This is a genomic window from Ralstonia sp. RL, from assembly GCF_001683835.1.
Taxonomy (GTDB): Bacteria; Pseudomonadota; Gammaproteobacteria; order Burkholderiales; family Burkholderiaceae; genus Ralstonia; species Ralstonia mannitolilytica.
The window spans coordinates 22,533-39,471 of sequence record NZ_LWRX01000039.1 but is presented as its reverse complement, the minus strand read 5'-3'; the positions used below and the strand labels follow the sequence as shown (position 1 = coordinate 39,471).

Sequence of the window (16,939 nt, the reverse complement as noted above, 5' to 3'; positions counted from 1 at the left end):
TCGGGCGCGCCTTTCTTTGCTTGCTTTCTTTGGCAAGACAAAGAAAGTAAGTCGGCCCCGCCAGGGGCCGAAACCCAACAAAAACCAGCACGAACAAGCCGCGCCCAACAATTTACTCAGCCAACTGCTTCACCAGCCGATAAAGAAACTCCCTCCCGTCGTACAACCGCGCAATCTCGATCCGCTCATCCAGCCCGTGCGTGCGCAGATCCGCCGGCTCCGTAAACAACCCGGACACCCCATACATCGGAATCCCCGCATTGCGCATGAAGCGGCTGTCCGTCGCGCCCGTGCTCATCGCCGGGATCACCGGCACGCCCCACATCTGCTGCGTGAGCGCCTCCACCGTCTTCACCAGATCGCCATTGAGCGGCGAGGCGGGGCTCGCCAGCGGCTTGTTGACATAGCGCACGCTGATCTTGTCGTTGCCCAGCACCTGCTTGAGCTGGCGGTCGATATCGGCAGGATCATCGTGCGGCAGGATGCGGCAATTGACCGTCGCCTTGGCCGACTGCGGCAGCGCGTTCTCGGCATGGCCCGCGTTGACCATCGTCGCCACGCACGTGGTGCGCAGCTGCGCGTTGTAGAACGGATTGGCGGAAAGCCGGTCGATGGCCGCCTGGTCCGGCTTGCCGGTGCCGACGGCACGCATGTCTTGCGCCAGTTGCCCCGTCGCCAGCGGTGCGCTGCGCGCAAAGTAGGTCTGCGTCACGTCCGCCAGCCTGACGGGAAACTGATACGCCCCCAGCCTGTCCAGCGCGGCCGACAGCGCATAGATCGGGTTCGTCTTGGTCGGCACCGAGCTGTGTCCGCCTACGTCGCGCACCTCCAGCTCGTACGTCGTGTACATCTTCTCGGCCACCTGGATGCGGTGCAGCACCGGTTTGCCGTTGCGCAGCTCGCCACCGCCGCCTTCGTTGATGCCGAACTCCGCCTTCACCAGCTCGGGCTTGTTGTTGACGATCCAGTACGCGCCGTTGCTCGGCACGTCGCCGCGCTCCTCGTCGGTGGTCAGCGCGAGGATGATGTCGCGCGAGGGCTTGAAGCCTTCCTGTTTGAGCTGGCCCAGCACCGACACGAAGGCCGACGCCATCGCCTTGTCGTCAATGGCGCCACGCGCGGTGAAGTAGCCGTCGGTTTCCTGCAGCTTGAACGGATCGGTCTTCCAGTCTTCACGCTTGGCCTCCACCACGTCGATGTGAGCGAGCAGCAGCATCGGCTTCTTGGCGCCGGTGCCCTTCCAGCGCAGCACGAGGTTGCCCTTCTTCGGGAAGGGCTCGATCACCTGCATGTCGCCGGCCGCAAAGCCGGCCTCGCGCAGGCGCTTTTCCATGGCATGCGCGGCCTGGGTGGTGTCACCGGCCGAATGCGTCGTGTTGATCTCGACCAGCTCCTTGTAGATGTCGTGATAGCGCTGCTGCTCGGGCGTGAGCGAGGTGGGCGCAGGCTTGCTGGCGGGAATGGTCTGGGCGAAGGCTCCGGCGCTGCATGCAAGCACGGCAGCAGACACCAAGGCTTGAACGGGAACACGACGACACTGGAAACGCATGACACCTCCGGATAATCGTTATGGGGGCCGCATCGAACAAAAAGCGGGGTCGACCCGAAGGCCGACCCCGCAGTGTAGCCCCGCCGCAGCCGCTTCGCTGCCGGAGCAATCGCAGTGCTGTGCCGCCGTGCGCTACATGGCCACGCGGAACACCGCCACCGCCCGGCGCAGTTCGTCGGCCTGTTCTTCCAGTGCCTGCGCGGCGGCGGCAGCTTGCTCGACCAGCGCGGCGTTCTGCTGCGTCACGTCGTCCATCTGCGTGACGGCTTCGTTGATCTGCTCGATGCCGCTGCTCTGTTCGGCCGAGCCCGCGCTGATCTCGCCCATGATGTCGGTCACGCGCTTCACGGCCACGACGATCTCTTCCATCGTCTTGCCGGCACGCGCCACCAGCGTGGAGCCCGACTCCACGCGCGCGGCGGAATCCTCGATCAACGACTTGATCTCCTTCGCCGCGCCCGCGCTGCGCTGGGCGAGCGTGCGCACTTCACCGGCCACCACGGCAAAGCCGCGGCCCTGTTCACCCGCACGCGCGGCTTCCACGGCGGCGTTCAGCGCCAGGATGTTGGTCTGGAACGCGATGCCCTCGATCACGGCAATGATGTCGGTGATCTTGCGCGACGACTCGCTGATCTCGCCCATCGTATTGACCACGTCCTGCACCACGGCACCGCCCTGCACGGCGATCTCCGATGCGCTCACCGCGAGCGTGCTGGCCTGGCGGGCGTTGTCGGCGTTCTGCTTGACGATGCTCGTGAGCTCTTCCATGCTCGACGCGGTTTCTTCCAGCGAGCTGGCCTGCTCCTCGGTGCGCTGCGACAGGTTCGTGTTGCCCGCCGCGATCTGCTGGGTGGCCGAAGCGATCGACTCGCTGCCCCGGCGCACCGTCACCACGGTCTCCTTGAGCTTGGCTTGCATCTGCTGCAGCCCTTCCATCAGCACGCCCATCTCGTCACGCGAGTGGACGCGGATGTCAGTCGTCAGGTTACCGCTGGAGATCTCGCGGAAATGCGCGAGCATCTCCTCCAGCGGGCGCGAAATGGCACGCGAGAGCACGACATAGCACCCCGCCGCCAGCGCCAGCCCCACCGCAATCACGATCAGGAACATCCAGACGAGGCGGTTGAAGAACGACTGCGCGTTGTTGTACGCCGAGGCCGCAATCTCGGCCTGGATGGCGTTCAGACGGTCCGCCTTCACCGCATACGGCACAAACAGTTCGTACAGCTTGTCCAGGACCAGCGGGCGCGCTGCCGCGTAGTCGTGGCGGTCGAAGGCGGCCAGGACCGGCTCCATGCCTTCGCGAAAGAACGTGTCGCGCAGACGCTTGGCCTCGGTGGCGGTCTGCTCCTCTTCCGGCGTGGCGAACGGCAGGGCGTTGTAGGCCTTCCACCCCTCGTCGCTGGCGGCGATCTGCGCGCGAGCGGCCTTCACCAGGTCGGCGATCTTCGCGTCGTCGCTTTCATAGACGGCGCGGTCGAGCGCCGTGCGTGCCTGCACCAGCCGCGACACCGCCTGGCCGAGCGCCCGCGTGGACGCGAGCTGGTTGGCGTAGGTTTCCTTGAGCGCCGCGTTCGAGCGCAGGTTGCCGTATAGCCCCAGCGCGCCAACGCCTGCAAGGAATACAGCGAGAACGAACAGCACCAGCGCAAGCCGGGCCTTGATGGAAAGCGTCTTCATATCTGCCGTGCACTACTCGATGGGAAAGCGGGGGTGTTGCCCGGTGTGCTGGAAGCACCCGTTTGATATAAACGAAGCTAACGACAGATTCTCAGAGAGCTTTAACCGATCTGTGGCCCCTGGCTGCCTGCGGGGCACGGCCTTGCGCCCCGCAAGGCCTTGCCCCGCAAGGGCTGGCTTGAAACGAAATTCAGAACTGCACGCAGGTTCCGAACACCGGCGCGTGAAATCACGAGCGCGGCATACGACCACCGGCGGAGCGCGGCTGCACCGCCGGCAGCACCCGCCAGGCCAGCAGCGCGCTACCCGCCGCCACGAGCCACACGACCGGCCATGACGACCACGCCAGCAGCTGCGGCAGGCACAACGACGTGAGGCCGAGCGCCGCAAACGCCCCCGTGTTTCCCAGGCCCAGCGCGGTGCCCGCCCGCTGCGCGCCGGCCAGCGTCGCCAGTTCCGTGTAGCCGACACCATGCCACGCCGACACACAGATGCCGCCGGCCACGATGACCGCCACCAGCGCCACGCGCATGACCGTCAGGTCCATCGACCACGCCCACGTCATCCAGGCCACCCCGGCCAGCGCGACAAACAGCGCCGCACTCCAGCGGGCGCAGGTCAGCAGATATGCGCGGCGATTGCCGTGCCGATCGGTCCAGCGGCCGCTCCAGACGCGCATGACGGCCGCACCGCCCTGCACCGAGGCCATCGTCAGGCTCAGCGTGAGGACGCCGGCATGCGCGAAATCGCGCAGGAACACCGTGGCAAACGCCACCACCGCGCCCTGCGGTACGCACAGCAGGCCAATGGCCAGCGCCATGCGCCACAGCACCGGATCGCGCAACGGTGCGGCGCCGGCCGCTTCGCCGGCCCCAGCCATGCTGGCCTGCGCGATGCCGGGCGCCTCGTGCACCCACAGCCACGTCAGCACCGCCGTCACAGCGCAGGCCGCGGCCAGCCCGCCGTAGACCGCGCCAAAGCCGGCATGCGCGGCCAGGCCCGGCAACACCAGCGCGCCAATGCCGCCACCCAGCGGCACGGCAGTCTGGCGGATGCTCATGGCGAGCCCGCGCTCCCCTTCGCGAAACCAGCCCATGACCGCGCGGCCGCTGGAGCCGTTCACGCTGCCGCCCAGCAGCCCGACGCTCAGCATGCCCGCCACCAGCCACGCCAGGGGCGGCGCGCTGCCATGCAGCGGCACCGCGCAGCACGCCATCACGAGCAACGCCAGCGCGGTCAGGCCGAGCCCCGCGAGCAGCACCGTGCGGTCGCCCCAGCGGTCGGTCAGCAGGCCCCATGGCAGTTCGCTGACGGCAATGCCCAGCCCCAGCGCCCCCAGCGCGACGCCCAGCTCCGCATTGCCCAGGTGATACGCAGAGCGCATGAACACGGCCGTCGTCGGGATGCCTGAGAACGCCGCCGAAAAACTCGCGTTGGCCGCCACGCCCACGCCGAGCACCTTCCAGCGGTGATGGCGTGAAACCTCGCCTTCGGCGGCCGGGGAACAGACTGCTGTCGTCATGGTGTGCTCCAGGAGTGCGTTTGACAGCGTCAGCATGGCGGAGCAACATCCGTCTTGAATGACGTTATTCCCTCATTTCAAGCCATCATGCGCAGAATCGGTTTTCTGGTGTTTCCCGGCTGCAGCCTGCTCGACTTCACCGGCCCGCTGACGGCCTTTGACGTGGCGAACCGGCTCGCTGCGCAACCGGCGTATCGGATTGATGTCGTGTCCGAAGGGGGCGCGCAGGTGCAGAGCGCACCGGGCCTCGTCATGCAGACGCAGCCGCTGGACGACCCGGCCTTCGACACGCTGGTCATCTCGGGCGGCAACGGCCCGCGCGAAGATGCGTTTTCTGCCCGGCTGATCGCCTTCGTGCAGGAAGCGGCGCGGCACTCGCGGCGCATGACCAGCGTGTGCTCCGGCGCGTTTGCCCTGGCGGCGGCGGGGCTGCTCGACGGCCGCCGCGCGACCACGCACTGGCGCATGGCGGCGTTGCTGCAGCGGCGCTATCCGCGCGTGCAGGTGCAGAGCGACCATATCTTCATCCACGATGGGCCGGTGTGGACGTCGGCAGGGATCTCGTCGGGCATCGACCTGGCGCTGGCGCTCATCGAAGACGACCTGGGTGTCGACGTATCGCGCGCGGTGGCACGCGAATTGGTGGTGTATCACCGGCGCCCGGGCGGGCAATCGCAGTTCTCGGCGCTGCTGGAGCTGGATCCGGCATCGAGCCGCATCGCCCGGGCGCTGAGCTATGCACGCGAGCACCTGCATGAAGCGCTCGATGTCGACCGCCTGGCAGAGGTCGCGCACCTGAGCCGCCGCCAGTTCGACCGCGCCTTCGTGGCCGAGACGGGGCAGACGCCCGCCAAGGCCATCGAAAAACTGCGTGCAGAAGCCGCGCGCCCGCGCGTAGAGGCGGGCGACGAATCGCTGGAGCAGGTGGCGCGCGCGGTCGGCTTTGCTGATCCGGAACGCATGCGGCGCGCGTTCATCCGCGTGTTCGGCCAGCCGCCGCAGTCCGTGCGGCGCTCAGGCCGCGCCGGGCATGCGCGCCTGGTCGCGTAGCAGCGCCGCAGCCCCGATTCCGTTACCCTGACGCGCCCGAATGTCCTGCACCGCCATCACGATGTCCGCCGACGCCACCCTGCCCCTGCTCTACAGCTATCGCCGCTGCCCCTATGCGATGCGCGCCCGCCTGGCGATGCTGCAAGCCCACCGCCGGTTCCAGACCTTCGAGATCGTGATGCGCGACAAGCCGGCCGAGCTGCTTGCGCTGTCGCCCAAAGGCACCGTGCCGGTGCTGCGCCTGCCCGACGGCACCGTGCTGGAAGAAAGCCTGGACATCATGCGCTGGGCCTTCGAGCCGGACGACGCGCAAGGCTGGTGGCGCCGCGCCCAGGCCGACGACAACCTCGCGCTGCTGCGCACCAACGACGGCGAGTTCAAGCGCCTGCTCGATCGCTACAAATACCCCGAGCGCTATCCAAACGAAGCCGCCCCGCGCGAGACGGTGCGCGCACAGGCCGTTGAGGCCCTGCTGGCGCCGCTGGAATCGCGCTTGCAGCATCAGCGGTATCTGGGCGGGGCGCAGCCGTGTGCGGCCGACCTGGCGATCTTCCCGTTCGTGCGGCAGTTTGCGGCGGTGCAGCCCGATTGGTTCGCGGGCCAGCCGCTGCCCGCCGTGCAAGCGTGGCTGGCGGGGTGGCTCGCCAGCCGCCTGTTCGCGGTGTGCATGACAAAGCAGCCCGTGCAGGCCTTCGCGGTGTTTCCCGACTACGAGCCGTCGACCGACCGGATGGAGTGATCCTTGCCATGAACGACACACACGATGCCGCCCCCGACAGCACCGCCGCCCGCGTCGCGTTGTGGCGCGCGTTGCACGTGCAGAGCGACGCTGCGCCCCACGTGCTGGAAGACGAGGTGGGCCTGAAGCTGCTCGCGCCTGAACCGGGCTGGCAGCAGCGCGGCGACATGCACCCCCAGTTCACGCGGCCGTTTCGCGCGTCCATCGTGGCGCGTGCGCGGTTCATCGAGGACCTCGTCATCGAACACGCGGCGCACGGGTTGCGCCAGTACGTGATCCTGGGGGCGGGGCTGGACAGCTTTGCGCAGCGCCGGCCCGACGTGGCCTCGCGCATGACGGTGTTTGAAGTGGACCCGCCCGGCCCGCAGGCCTGGAAGCGCCGGCGCCTGATGGAACTCGGCTATGGCGTTCCGGACTGGCTGCGCTTCGTGCCGGTGGATTTCGAGGCGCGGCAATCGTGGCAGGACGCCCTGGTCGATGCGGGCTTCGATGCCGGCAAGCCCGCCGTCGTGGTATCGACCGGCGTGAGCATGTACCTGACCAAGGAAACGAATGCGGCCACGCTGCGGCAAGTGGCATCGCTGGCGCCGGGCTCGATCTTTGCCATGACGTTCCTGCTGCCGCTGGAGATGGCGGACCCGGATGTCCGCCCAGGGCTTGAGATGGCCGAGAAAGGCGCGCGTGCGAGCGGCACGCCCTTCATCAGCTTCTTCACCCCGGCCGAGATGCTCGCGCTCGCGCGGGACAACGGCTTGCGCGAGGCGCAGCACATCTCGGCAGACGCATTGACGGCGCGCTACTTTGCCGGCCGCGCCGATGGCCTGCGCCCGCCACGCAATGCCGAAGAACTGCTGATCGCAACGGTCTGATCCGTGCAGCCCGCGCACAGGCGCTGTGTGCGTGCGCGGATTCTCGCGGCGGGGCGCCTCTCCTAGACTGGCCCGACTTCCACAGCCCTTTCAGGAGAAACCCATGATGTTGACCCCCCGACGTACCGGCGCACTCGTTGCCGCGGCCTTGCTCGGCTCACTCGTCGCCCAGGCCGGCCATGCCGCCGAGCAAAGTGTCGTGCCGCTGCCGCTCGTGTCGTTTCCGACCGCCAGGCTGCAGTGGCGCGAGTTGCCGGACACCGGCGGCATCCAGGTGGCCGACGTGCGCGGCAGCATCACCGGCAAGGGGCCGTACGAAGCGTTCGTCATCTTCCCGGCCGGCAAGGGCAATCCGTACCACGTGCATACGCAGAACCTGCCGACGGTGGTGCTCAAGGGAACGTTCTACGCCGTGATCGACGGCAAGCGCGTGGCGTATCCGGCGGGCTCGTTCTATCAGCTGCCCGCCGGCATGCCGCATTACAGCGGCTGCGAAAAGGGGGAGGACTGCCTGCTGTTCCAGTATCAGGCCGACCGCTTCGACCTGGTACCCGTGGCAAAGAACTGAGCGCCGCGCGCTACTGATCGCGCAGCGGCCCGGGCAGCGCCTTGAGTCCGATCCACAGCACCGCGATCACCACGTTCACAGGCACGCTGAGCGCGCTCGGCACGTAGAACAGCACCGACAGGCGCGGCGTGCCGAGCCCCAGTTCCAGCGCGCCGCCCAGCGCATAGCACAGCAGCCCGCACCACGCCCATCGTCGCATGTAGGCGAGCAGCCAGTGCGCATGTGCCTTGTTGAAGCGCCACGCGGCCGACCGCTCGAACAGGTTGCCGCGGCTGGCGTCCTTGAACAGCCAGCCGAAGAAGAAGTAGCGGTACAGCAGGGTGCGAAAGGCGAGCTCTTGCATGACGACTCCTTCAGCCCACGGCCTCGGTCAAGCAAGTTTGGCGCCAAAAACACGTGCGCGCCACGCCCGCCGGCATCGAGTCGACGATGGCGCACCCCGGTGCCGCGTGTCAGCTCGCCAGCTTCTTGAACGTCTCCAGCACCGCCTCACCCTTGAACGGCTTGACGATCCAGCCTTTCACCCCGGCCGCCCGGCCGCGGTCTTTCATGGCGGTGCTGCTTTCGGTGGTCAGCATGATGACGTTGACCGTGTTGTTGCCGAGTTCACCGCGCACCTTTTCCACCATCGTGAGGCCGTCCATGTTCGGCATGTTGACGTCGCTGATGACGAGCTTCACGCCGGGGTTGGCCTTGATCTTGGCCAGGCCGTCCTTGCCGTCCACGGCGGTATCCACGGCGAGGCCGTGCTTCTTCAGAAAACCGGCCACCTCGTCACGCACGGTGCTCGAATCGTCGACCACCAGGATCCTTGTCATCGTCTTCTCTCCTTTTTCGTCAGAACAGTTCCAGCTCGCCGCTGGGCTGCACCTCGTCACGTACGTCGGCCACGAAATCGAGCGGTGCATGCGCGCACACGCAAACGGTCGCCGCCACGCGCACGTCGCCGTTGATGGTGACCGCATACGACGCTACATAGCCGGGCTTGAGCACATCGAGATACGACACGCAACGCGCACTCACCGCATACGGCGTCGACATGCCGAGGTCCGGAAACGCCTGCAGCAGCTCCTGGTTGATCGCGCCGCAGCACAGGTTGGCGATCTCCATGCACGCTTCGTCAAACGGGCGCCCGTTGCCTTCGCCGGTGAAGTACCGGCGCGTGGGCTCCGATGCATCGAAGCGCAGCACCAGCAGCAACCGGAACGCCACCGACGAGATGGTCAGCAGGACGGCCTGCTCGCCTGCAACGGCATCGTCATCCGAGGCGGCGGCCACGGCCACGCTGCATGCGTCTTCTGCGTGCAGTACGAGCCGCGTGCGCGCCGCCTTGCGGAAGATGCGGTCCAGGCTGTCCTGTGCGTTGGTGCCGATCACGTGCGGTCCGTCCACGATTCAAACGCGCTGGCCAGCGCCTCGACGCTCGACAGCGATGCGGTGATCATCTTGCCGCCCGCCTGGATGTCCTGGAACGTGGCGGTGGTGGTGAGGTCGTTCAGGTGCAGGCTGTCGCGGTAGCTCTTCGAGAGTTCCTCCGAGCGCGCCGCCAGCGTGCGGACCTCGCTGGCGACTACGGCAAAGCCGCGCCCCGCCTGGCCCGCACGCGCGGCCTCGATGGACGCATTGAGCGACACGATCACCACGTGCCGCACGATCGACTGCAGCTCCTGGTTCTTGGCATGCATGTCGTGGTTCTGCTCCATCAGCGAAATCATCTGCTCGTGCCAGCGCTCGAACGTGAGCGCCAGGCCGCGCAGGCGCGCTGCCTCCTGCGCAATCCGTCGGGCGCGGTCGGCCAACTGCGACTTGGCGTGCGCGGCCGACTGCAGCTCCGTGCGCAACTGCTCGATGACTTCCAGCTGGTCTGCCGCGGCATCGCGCATCTGCGCGACGGAGGTCTCCAGCGCGGCAACCTCGTTCGCGTGCCGCTGCGCGATGGCGGTTTGCCTGGCGACGGCTTCCGACAACTCGGAGGCCTGCTGCTGCGCATCGCGCAAGCTGCTCGCCAGCGCGTTCACGCGACGCTGCTGCACGAACCACGTCACCGCGCCCAGCACGATCCCCGCCGCCAGCGCGGCCAGCATGGTCGATTCCATCACGATGCTTCCTGATCCTCGGCCACACGCGTGGCACCGGCCGGGCCAACGGCGGCATGCACGCTGTCCACCGCCAATCGCTCGGGCAGGCAGATGACCATCTGGAACGGGCGGAATGCCGCGCCCCTGCGGTCGTCGGTGAAACGCAACTCGATGCGGCCCTGCTCGCGGCGCAGGAATTCCTGCACCGCGTCCATGCCGACCCCCCGGCCCGACACAGCCGTCACCTCGTCGGCCGTGGAGAACCCCGGGCGGAGGATGTACTGCGCGATGTCTTCGTCGCTGGGCCGATCGTCCGGTCCGATCCAGCCGCGCTCCACGGCAATCGCGCGGATGCGATCGAGTGCAAGGCCGCGGCCGTCGTCGCACAGCGTGATCTGCAGCATGCCCCGGTCGACGCCCACCTCGATGTCGAGGGAGCCGGCGGCGGGCTTGCCTTGTGCCATGCGCACGTCGGCGGTTTCGATGCCGTGGTCGACGGCGTTGCGCAGCAGATGGGTGAACACGTTCTGCAACACGCCGCGCGCCGCGGTCCGCATGCGGTAACCGTTGTCGTCGATGCGCACGCGGACGGGCTCCTTGCCAAGCTCGCGCGCAAGCGAGGGCAGCGACTGCAGCGTGCTGCCCAGCAACTCGCCAAGAGTCTCGCTGTCTGCCAGGCGCAATTGCTGGTACACCGTCTCGCGCATGGCGGCCAGTTCATCGAGGCTGGCCGGGTTGGCCGCTTCCAGTGCCCGCAGGCTCTCGTGAATGCGCGCCAGGACCGCTGGTGCGGCGTGTGCGGCCGCGCCGTGTGCCGGTTCCGACTTGCGGCCGAGCTTCACCTCGTTGATGCGTGCGTAGTTCTCGATGGCCTCGCGCACGCGCGTCAGCTCCGCCATCAGCCAATCCTGGTCCCACGCGTGCTCGCTGCCCGGCTCGCGCAGCGCATGGTAGGTCTGCTCCGTTTCGTGCACCACGTTGGTCAAGTACTGCAGGTTGTACGTGCGCGCGTTGCCCTTGATGGTGTGCATGTTGCGGAAGAGCGCGGCAATGGCGGCGCTGTCGGCCTGCGAGTACTGGCGGATGATGCGCTCGTTCTCGTGCACGAAGCTCGTGGAGCTCTCGATGAAGTGCTGGAACTTCTCCTGGCTGACCGCGAGGATCTCGCCGATGATCTCCAGGTTGCGGCGCTGCTCGCTCGCTTCAGCGGCCAGCTTGCGCAGTTCGGTCACGTCGCGCACGCACAGCATCAGGCGCAGGATCGTGTCGCTGTCGTCGGTAATGGCCGACCACGACAGGTCGAGCGTCTTCACACGGCCATCGGGCATGCGCTTCTCGACTTCGGTGGCCAGCAAGTGCTGGTTGAACGCGAAGTTGATGATGTCCTGCCCCAGGCACGCGTCCACGGCCGCCTCCACCTGCGACAGCGCATCGGTGCCGAGGTTGGTGTCGGCAAAGACGAGCGCCATGAGGCTGCGCCCGGCAATGTCCTGCGTCTCGAAGATCGATTCGAGATAGATGGAGTACTCCTCGTGCACCGTGCCGCTGCCCACCACGGTCAGGATGCCCTGCTGCATGTTCTGCAGCATCGCCTGGATATCGGCCGTCTTCTGCTTGAGCAGCGCGGCGTTCTCCTGGATCTTCTCGATCATCCGGTTGAATGCGACGACCGAATGGCCGATTTCATCCATGCGGCCCACAGGCACACGGCGCGTGAAATCCTGGCTGGCGGCGATCTCGCTCATCTCGGCCTGCATGCGCGTCAGCGGCCGGGTGATCTGCCGGTACAGCAGCATGCCGATGGCCGTCAGCACCACGATGGCAATGCCGCTCACCGCGCCAATGGCAGTGGCCGTGGTGGCGAGCTTGCCGTTGAGCACGGTGATGGCTGCGTCCTTCTCGCGGTTCTTCTCGATGCGCAGCGTCTCGACGATCTTCTCCAGCACGTCGCGGTAGCTCGCCACGTTGGCAAACAGGAAGGCCTGCGCCAACTCGTTCTTGCCCGCGAGCTTCATGTCGGTGGTCTGCCCGATTGCCTCGACATAGCTGTCGACGGCTTCCTTGGCCTGTGCAACCAGGCCTGCCTGGGCATGGCTGTTGGCGCGTGTGGCCTGCACCTGCAACGCAGCGCGCAGCGCGGCCTCCTTGGCCTGCAGATCGCCCCGGGCCTGCGCAACGATGTTGCCGTCGGGCGCATACACGAGCGTCATCGTGGCCAGTTGCACGTCCTTGACGAGCGCCACCAGATCGGCCGATGCCAGCGCACTCGGCACCACGCCCTCGGTCACCTTGCGCACCTCTGCGGCGCCGCTGCGCGTCTGGTAGACGGCATAGCCGCCAATGGCCGCCAGTGCAATGAACATCAGCACGACCAGCAACGTAATCCGCTGACGAATAGTCATTTTTCAATTCTCTCGATTCAATCGCCCCGCCTGAAAGCGAGGTACACGCCCGTTGATTTCCTGAACATCGGAGGCGCAATTATTGAAGTCGAAAGATGACCAATCGATGACTCCCATATTCATCATCCGGCTATTGCAATGCGCAGGCATTGCATACCGACATCCTTACCGTGCTTGGCTTGGCGGCAAACCGGCGCTTGCACCCTACTCACGTGGGGAATTTCAGCAAGCAGCTAAAGTTTCTCGCGTTGCCGCCGTTAAAAGTGCGCGGCTTTTTAAGCTCGATTTTTATTGCTGGAATTTCAAATCCAGCAAAAATGCATTTCTCAGGTTTCCCATTCCGGAGAAACCGGCGGCTGCACGCGGGCGCGGCGCAGACGCGCACAGTGGCCGCCCGGCTGCGTTCCTGCCAGAATGCTCTGCGGATACATCCATTACGGAGCCAGCGTCATGACCAAGAACAGCGCGCCCGACAGCGCCGTGCCCGCATCCGAATTGATCGATGCCCGCATCGCGGAGCTCGGCGACTGGCGCGGGGCGATGCTTGCCCGCCTGCGTGCGCTCATCCATGCGGCCGACCCGGAGGTGGTCGAAGAATGGAAATGGAGCGTGCCCGTGTGGTCGCACGACGGCATCATCTGCACCGGCGAGGTCTACAAGCAGGCGGTGAAGATGACGTTTCCGAAGGGCGCGTCCGTGCCGGACCCGGCGGGCCTGTTCAATGCGAGCCTGGAAGGCAATGCGCGCCGCGCGATCGACTTCCGGGAGGGCGACAAGGTCAACGAGAAGGCGCTGAAGGCGCTCATCCTGGCGGCCGTTGCGGTCAACCAGTCCAAGACCCGCCGCTAGGCTCGCGTTGGCCGGGCCGAGCCGCTAACATACGGCCCGCCTGATCAACCAACGGAGCCATTGCAGTGATCCAGCCCACCCCCGTCTTCAAGGACAACCTCGCCCAGCTGCCCGCCATTGACGGCATCGAGCGCATCGATCTGATCGACGGCCAGGGCGCCGTGGTGGCCGACATCGAGAACAAGCCCGGCAAGCAGGGGTCGCTCGCGGTGTATCACTACCTGCAGCAGACGTTCGGCCAGCTCGACGCGCAGGCAGCCGAGCACGGACTGGCCGTGTTTGCCGAGCACACCGCCGACGCGCGAAACCGCCCGGGCGCGCACCCAAACGTCGACCGCCTGCTCGCCATCGCGGCGGGTGCACCGGCCCTGCGCATCCACGTCGTCAAGGCCTGACGCCGCTGCTGCTAGCGTGCCCGCGCGAGTGCAGCGTTCACCTTGACCGGCTCGCCGCTGCCCGCGGGCGGCGGCTCCACCAGAAACGACTCGATGACGTCGGGCTCGAAGAAGAGGCAGTACGTCGACCCGCCGTACTGGAAGAAGCCGAGCTCCTCGCCCTTGCGCACGCGCTGGCCGGGCGTGACGTCGATCATGCAGGACGACACCTCGCCCATGCCGATGAACACGCACGCCACGGTGCCCATGCCCGGGTCATCGCAGGCGATCGTGATGACGGCGCGCGCGGCCACCGCGGCGCTGTAACCCTGCGAATCGTTCAGTCCCTCCGGATCGGCGCCCTCCGATTCCACGCACGAGTAGTACGTGCCTTCCACGTGATACGTATCGACGATCGTGCCGCCGACGGGCGCGTGCCAGCGGTGGTAGTTGTACGCGCTCAGGAATGCCTGATAGACGCTCCCGCCGGCAAAGGTCTCCGCCAGGTTCGCCTTGCCCGGCCCGAAGATGTCGCGCAGCGAATACGGCTGCGCCTTGATCCAGAACGTATCTTCGTAGCGCGCATTGCGCGTGATGTTGTACGGCGCGGCCTCGCACGCGCTGACGACGAGTTTGGGGTCGTCCTCGCCCGCCACCGGACGCATGCCGGCACGGAAGCGCCGCGTGAAGAAATCGTTCCACGAGGCAAAGCCCCAGTACGGCTGCGTCGGGTCGCACAGAAACTGGTCCATGCCGACACGCCGCGTCGCTTCGGGGCAGAACCAGCCGTCGGGCGCATGCGTGTTCAGGTAGGCGCGCGAATGCGGCCCGCTGAGGAAGGCGCTCCAGCCGTTGAGTACGGCCTTGAGCGCGTCGTTCATGCGCCGGTCGCGGAACAGCGCGTAACCGGAAGGCATGCATATCGGCCAGTCGAGCAGCGCGTTGATCGGACACACCACCATGCTCGATTCATTGAACCGCGGCGCCGTGGTCACGACGTGATCGATGGCAAGGAGCAGTTCGCGGGTGTCCCGATAGCCGAGCACGTAGCCGCGGTCCCGAGCCTCGTCGATCGCGCGGGCCATGTGCATGCGCAGCGCCGGTTCGCGGTCGATCAGGCTTGCCAGCGCGCGTACGGCGGAGACGGCCGGCGTCGTGGTCCGGCGGGATAACGCCTGCTCCACGAGTTCGCAGCGAAACGCGGCAAGTTTGTCTTCGCCCTCGGGCAGCCAGTCGCCCAGCCGGCGGCGGCGGTCCTGCGGGCCATTCGATGTTGCATTCAAGTTGAGCTCCTTTTTTCAAACCCGGTGCCGTTCGGCCGCTGCGGTCGCAGGCCGGCGCTGGCGCAGGCATCGCACCAGTTCTTCGGCGTACGGCACGAGTTCCAGCAGCACGAACACGGCCAGCACACCGCCCACGTAAGCCCAGGGCAGCGGCGGATCCTTCAGGCGCAGACTGAAGTCGGGCGTGGCCGACCCCACGCCAAACAGCCCCAGCACCTCGTCCCAATGCAGCAGCGCCAGCACCGACAGCGCCATGAGCGGGATCATCTCGAGGAAGCTGTGCACGTGCTGCTCGAACGGCGTGACGTTGCGGCGCGAAACGGCATAGCTGACATCCCAGAGCGCCGTGGCTTCGTGCACCACGTAGGCCACGGCCATGATCACCAGCACGAGCGCGTTGACGTGCAGGAACAGCGCAGCCAGCACCGGCACGCCCATCTCGGCGAGCATGAGCAGATGCAGCACCGACTCCTTGGCGCCGGCCGTCTTCTCGATGTGCGTGGCGCGATGGCAGCACCAGTCGGCCACGCCCGCGACCACCCACAGCGGGATCAGGAAATACATCAGGTACAACTCGAAGAGCTGCTGCATCGCGTCTCCATCGGCACGCCGGCCCAGCCTGTGATCGACCTGTGCGACGACGCAACGTCCGTTCCACGCCTGCGCCGCGGCATCCCGCTTGCTGGGCGCTGCGCATCCTGCAAGGCGTTGCCGATGAAGACACCGAAGCCCCCTTCCCCTGCCGGCCCGCCGGACGAGACGGACCCGACCCAGCAACCCGAATCGCTCGATGCATGCCGGCGCTGCGACCTGTGGCGGCGTGCCACGCAGGCCGTCCCTGGCGAAGGCAAGCGGCGTGCACGCATCATGCTTGTCGGCGAGCAGCCCGGCGACGGCGAAGACCTGGCCGGAAAGCCGTTTGTCGGGCCCGCCGGCAAGCTGCTCGACCGGGCGCTGGCCGACGCCGGCATCCCGCGCGACGACGTGTTCATCACCAACGCGGTCAAGCATTTCAAATGGGAGTTGCGCGGCAAGCGCCGCCTGCACAAGACACCGGGGCAGCGCGAGGTGCAAGCGTGCATGTACTGGCTCGAGCGTGAACTCGAACAGGAGCAGCCCGCCGTGGTCGTGGCGCTGGGCGCAACGGCCCTGAAGGCGCTGCTCGACGATGCGCATGCGCGGCTGCAGGAGCACTTCGGCAAGGTCTCGCGTCACGCGGGCCGCATGGTGCTCGCGACGTGGCATCCGTCCTATGCACTGCGGGCGCCCGATACGGCCACCCGGGAGCGCGCTTATGCCGACATCGTCGCCGCGCTCAAGCACGCACGCACGCTGGCCTCGGGCAAGTAGCGGCGCGGGCGCGCGAGTTGCGTCGCCATGGCGGACACACCATCAGGAGCGATCATGACCAGGCCATCACGACAACATCGCGCGCGAGGCGTCATCGTGCGGTCACTCTGCGTTGCCGCGGCGATGGCGGCGGCGGTCGTCAGCACCAACGCCTTTGCACAGGCCACAGGGGCGCAGTCGGGCAGCGGCAAGGGGACATCGGTGACATCGGACAGCACCACGGCCAGCGGCAGCACCAGCCGCACCGACAACCCCGTGGGCCGCGACGCCAGCCGCAACCGCAGCCGCATCGGGACCAAGCCCTCCGGCGAGTACGTGCCGCGCACGGGTTCAAGCTCGCATCAGGACAAGCACGGCAACGTGGTGAAGGACCAATCGACGGGCGGCAGCCCGCAGGGGCGTGAACGTCCGCCCGCGAGCCCGCCGAACATTCCGGCCACGCAGCCCTGAAGCGAAGCGCACAGGCGCTTGCCACAGCGTGCGTACGTCTGCCAGTACGCGCGCCGCCTCAACGGATCCAGGAGCACATATGGCGAACGAACACTCCACGCCCGCAGCGAAGCCCGCCCCCGGCGATCAAGCCAGGCCCGGCACTCCCGGCACCGGCGAAGCCGTCTGCCCGGATT

General features: G+C 67.0%; 18 protein-coding genes. 8 read left to right on the top strand and 10 right to left on the bottom strand.

Translation table 11 applies throughout. The features are described from left to right. Positions 1-112: 112 nt before the first annotated feature. The 3 genes from A6M56_RS04075 to A6M56_RS04065 all read right to left on the bottom strand — a co-directional run bounded on the left by A6M56_RS04075 (position 113) and on the right by A6M56_RS04065 (position 4,751). A complete protein-coding gene (locus A6M56_RS04075; protein WP_102079233.1) occupies positions 113-1,549 on the bottom strand; it encodes a M20/M25/M40 family metallo-hydrolase in 1,437 nt (478 codons plus the stop codon). 132 nt (positions 1,550-1,681) lie between these two features. Next, entirely contained in the window at positions 1,682-3,229 is a 1,548-nt protein-coding gene (locus A6M56_RS04070; RefSeq protein ID WP_045218825.1) for a methyl-accepting chemotaxis protein, read from the bottom strand. Between the two features lie 229 nt (positions 3,230-3,458). Then, positions 3,459-4,751 (bottom strand): MFS transporter, encoded by a 1,293-nt coding sequence (locus tag A6M56_RS04065; protein WP_045220315.1) that lies wholly within the window; start codon positions 4,749-4,751, stop codon positions 3,459-3,461. A gap of 87 nt (positions 4,752-4,838) precedes the next feature. Here A6M56_RS04065 and A6M56_RS04060 point away from each other — a divergent pair, with 87 nt between their 5' ends. The 4 genes from A6M56_RS04060 to A6M56_RS04045 all read left to right on the top strand — a co-directional run bounded on the left by A6M56_RS04060 (position 4,839) and on the right by A6M56_RS04045 (position 7,977). After that, positions 4,839-5,801: a GlxA family transcriptional regulator gene (locus tag A6M56_RS04060; RefSeq protein ID WP_045218828.1), complete on the top strand. Its 963-nt coding sequence runs from the start codon at positions 4,839-4,841 to the stop codon at positions 5,799-5,801. A 61-nt stretch (positions 5,802-5,862) separates the two neighbouring features. Further along, on the top strand, positions 5,863-6,540 hold the full coding sequence (locus A6M56_RS04055) for a glutathione S-transferase (RefSeq protein ID WP_102079463.1): 678 nt from the start codon (positions 5,863-5,865) through the stop codon (positions 6,538-6,540). An 8-nt stretch (positions 6,541-6,548) separates the two neighbouring features. Further along, positions 6,549-7,409 (top strand): class I SAM-dependent methyltransferase, encoded by an 861-nt coding sequence (locus A6M56_RS04050; RefSeq protein ID WP_102079232.1) that lies wholly within the window; start codon positions 6,549-6,551, stop codon positions 7,407-7,409. A gap of 103 nt (positions 7,410-7,512) precedes the next feature. Further along, the gene (locus A6M56_RS04045) at positions 7,513-7,977 is read left to right on the top strand and encodes a cupin domain-containing protein (protein ID WP_238587554.1); all 465 of its coding nucleotides are present in this window, start codon (positions 7,513-7,515) and stop codon (positions 7,975-7,977) included. A 10-nt stretch (positions 7,978-7,987) separates the two neighbouring features. Here A6M56_RS04045 and A6M56_RS04040 read toward each other — a convergent pair whose 3' ends face one another. From A6M56_RS04040 to A6M56_RS04020, 5 genes are all read right to left on the bottom strand, one after another. Continuing rightward, entirely contained in the window at positions 7,988-8,320 is a 333-nt protein-coding gene (locus A6M56_RS04040; RefSeq protein WP_045218832.1) for a hypothetical protein, read from the bottom strand. Between the two features lie 109 nt (positions 8,321-8,429). Further along, positions 8,430-8,795, bottom strand: a complete 366-nt coding sequence (locus tag A6M56_RS04035; protein WP_102079231.1) for a response regulator — start codon at positions 8,793-8,795, stop codon at positions 8,430-8,432. Positions 8,796-8,814: 19 nt separating this feature from the next. Next, entirely contained in the window at positions 8,815-9,354 is a 540-nt protein-coding gene (locus A6M56_RS04030) for a hypothetical protein (protein ID WP_102079462.1), read from the bottom strand. Continuing rightward, positions 9,351-10,073, bottom strand: coding sequence for a methyl-accepting chemotaxis protein (locus A6M56_RS04025; protein ID WP_045218836.1), 723 nt, complete (start codon positions 10,071-10,073; stop codon positions 9,351-9,353). The genes A6M56_RS04030 and A6M56_RS04025 overlap by 4 nt, the downstream gene beginning before the upstream one ends. Continuing rightward, positions 10,073-12,457, bottom strand: coding sequence for a HAMP domain-containing protein (locus A6M56_RS04020; RefSeq protein ID WP_045218837.1), 2,385 nt, complete (start codon positions 12,455-12,457; stop codon positions 10,073-10,075). The genes A6M56_RS04025 and A6M56_RS04020 overlap by 1 nt, the downstream gene beginning before the upstream one ends. A 450-nt stretch (positions 12,458-12,907) precedes the next feature. Between A6M56_RS04020 and A6M56_RS04015 the strand changes: the two genes are divergently transcribed. Further along, positions 12,908-13,306, top strand: a complete 399-nt coding sequence (locus tag A6M56_RS04015; RefSeq protein ID WP_045218840.1) for a DUF1801 domain-containing protein — start codon at positions 12,908-12,910, stop codon at positions 13,304-13,306. Positions 13,307-13,371: 65 nt separating this feature from the next. Further along, positions 13,372-13,701 carry a DUF2322 family protein gene (locus A6M56_RS04010; RefSeq protein WP_045218842.1) on the top strand — a complete coding sequence of 110 codons (330 nt, stop codon included), beginning with the start codon at positions 13,372-13,374 and terminating at the stop codon, positions 13,699-13,701. Positions 13,702-13,712: 11 nt separating this feature from the next. Here the strand turns inward: A6M56_RS04010 and A6M56_RS04005 are convergent, their stop codons facing one another. Together A6M56_RS04005 and A6M56_RS04000 are read right to left on the bottom strand one after the other, a co-directional pair. Further along, complete coding sequence (locus tag A6M56_RS04005; protein ID WP_062738071.1) at positions 13,713-14,963, bottom strand: phosphatidylserine decarboxylase family protein; 1,251 nt, start codon at positions 14,961-14,963, stop codon at positions 13,713-13,715. A 15-nt stretch (positions 14,964-14,978) separates the two neighbouring features. Next, entirely contained in the window at positions 14,979-15,554 is a 576-nt protein-coding gene (locus A6M56_RS04000; protein WP_045218845.1) for a hypothetical protein, read from the bottom strand. Between the two features lie 123 nt (positions 15,555-15,677). Between A6M56_RS04000 and A6M56_RS03995 the strand changes: the two genes are divergently transcribed. Beyond that, complete coding sequence (locus tag A6M56_RS03995) at positions 15,678-16,313, top strand: UdgX family uracil-DNA binding protein (RefSeq protein WP_102079230.1); 636 nt, start codon at positions 15,678-15,680, stop codon at positions 16,311-16,313. 54 nt (positions 16,314-16,367) lie between these two features. Beyond that, a complete protein-coding gene (locus tag A6M56_RS03990) occupies positions 16,368-16,763 on the top strand; it encodes a hypothetical protein (RefSeq protein ID WP_145997142.1) in 396 nt (131 codons plus the stop codon). Positions 16,764-16,939: the final 176 nt, after the last annotated feature.

Bases quoted from the DNA above. Each gene is read 5' to 3' on its own strand.
- A6M56_RS04015 (WP_045218840.1), top strand. From the start codon at position 12,908: ATGACCAAGAACAGCGCGCCCGACAGCGCCGTGCCCGCATCCGAATTG.
- A6M56_RS04060 (WP_045218828.1), top strand. From the start codon at position 4,839: ATGCGCAGAATCGGTTTTCTGGTGTTTCCCGGCTGCAGCCTGCTCGAC.
- A6M56_RS03995 (WP_102079230.1), top strand. From the start codon at position 15,678: ATGAAGACACCGAAGCCCCCTTCCCCTGCCGGCCCGCCGGACGAGACG.
- A6M56_RS04075 (WP_102079233.1), bottom strand. From the start codon at position 1,549: ATGCGTTTCCAGTGTCGTCGTGTTCCCGTTCAAGCCTTGGTGTCTGCT.
- A6M56_RS03990 (WP_145997142.1), top strand. From the start codon at position 16,368: ATGACCAGGCCATCACGACAACATCGCGCGCGAGGCGTCATCGTGCGG.
- A6M56_RS04020 (WP_045218837.1), bottom strand. From the start codon at position 12,457: ATGACTATTCGTCAGCGGATTACGTTGCTGGTCGTGCTGATGTTCATT.
- A6M56_RS04065 (WP_045220315.1), bottom strand. From the start codon at position 4,751: ATGACGACAGCAGTCTGTTCCCCGGCCGCCGAAGGCGAGGTTTCACGC.
- A6M56_RS04040 (WP_045218832.1), bottom strand. From the start codon at position 8,320: ATGCAAGAGCTCGCCTTTCGCACCCTGCTGTACCGCTACTTCTTCTTC.
- A6M56_RS04045 (WP_238587554.1), top strand. From the start codon at position 7,513: ATGATGTTGACCCCCCGACGTACCGGCGCACTCGTTGCCGCGGCCTTG.
- A6M56_RS04050 (WP_102079232.1), top strand. From the start codon at position 6,549: ATGAACGACACACACGATGCCGCCCCCGACAGCACCGCCGCCCGCGTC.
- A6M56_RS04000 (WP_045218845.1), bottom strand. From the start codon at position 15,554: ATGCAGCAGCTCTTCGAGTTGTACCTGATGTATTTCCTGATCCCGCTG.
- A6M56_RS04070 (WP_045218825.1), bottom strand. From the start codon at position 3,229: ATGAAGACGCTTTCCATCAAGGCCCGGCTTGCGCTGGTGCTGTTCGTT.
- A6M56_RS04035 (WP_102079231.1), bottom strand. From the start codon at position 8,795: ATGACAAGGATCCTGGTGGTCGACGATTCGAGCACCGTGCGTGACGAG.
- A6M56_RS04055 (WP_102079463.1), top strand. From the start codon at position 5,863: ATGTCCGCCGACGCCACCCTGCCCCTGCTCTACAGCTATCGCCGCTGC.
- A6M56_RS04025 (WP_045218836.1), bottom strand. From the start codon at position 10,073: ATGGAATCGACCATGCTGGCCGCGCTGGCGGCGGGGATCGTGCTGGGC.